The following is an 888-nucleotide window of genomic DNA, read 5'->3' as shown; positions in this document are numbered from 1 at the left end:
GCCCTGCACCACGACTGGGCCATCCGGGCGCTTCGTGCCGGCAAGGCCGTGCTCTGCGAGAAGCCCGCCTGCTTGGGCGCCGAGGAGGCGGCCGACGTGGCGCGGGTGGCACGCGAGTGTGGCTCGCTCTTCATGGAGAGCATGAAGGCGCGCTTCACCCCCTGTTACCGGACGGTGCGCGAGCTGGTGGACAAAGGCGAGATAGGCGATGTGGTTCATGTCGAGACCACCCTCTGCAACGACATGCGCGAGCTCGTCCGATCTGGCAAGACGTACCACAGCAAACCCGTGGGGGGAGGGGTGCTCCTCGACTGCGGCATCTATTGCGCGAGTTGGCTCGATGACTTCCTGCCGGCGGGAGAGGCGCAGGTGACTGCCTTCGCGGGCATCGCCAATGACCAGGGCATCGACATGTACGCGAGCGCCACGCTCGAGGTCGCAGGGCTGAGCGCCACGCTCGAGTGCGCCTTCGACCGTGCGAAGCCCCGCCAGGCCGTGCTGGTGGGCACGAGGGGGCGTGTCGTGATCGAGGAGTTGCATCGCTGCCAGCGTGCGACGGTGTACGCGGACGGATGCGAGCCGCGCGTGATAGACGCCCCCTACGAGGTGGACGACTTCTACGGAGAGGCGCTGCACTTCACGAAGCTCGTAGCCGCCGGAGCAGAAGAGAGCGACGTGATGCCGCTCCAGGCTACGGTGCGTTGCGCGCGCATCGTCGACGCCGTCAAGGCTCGCTTCTCGCTTGGTCGGGACGCCTTGCGCGCCCTCGAGGTTCAGGAAGGGGCACTGCGCTGGCACGGCGAGTTCACCAGCTCCGATGCACTCGAGCTGGGCAACGCCGTTGCGCGCCTGTCGCGGGAGTACGACCGCGGCGTCACCGTGCGCGTC

General features: G+C 67.9%; 1 protein-coding gene. It reads left to right on the top strand.

All coding sequences use genetic code 11. The features are described 5' to 3' along the window. On the top strand, window positions 1–888 hold an 888-nt coding region (locus tag BQ7388_RS09965), incomplete at both ends, for a Gfo/Idh/MocA family protein (protein ID WP_072500540.1).

Origin of the sequence: Olsenella phocaeensis (assembly GCF_900120385.1) — a bacterium.
GTDB classification, from domain to species: Bacteria; Actinomycetota; Coriobacteriia; order Coriobacteriales; family Atopobiaceae; genus Olsenella_I; species Olsenella_I phocaeensis.
Note: the sequence above shows the minus strand (reverse complement) of the source record. Positions and strands in the feature narration are given on the sequence as shown.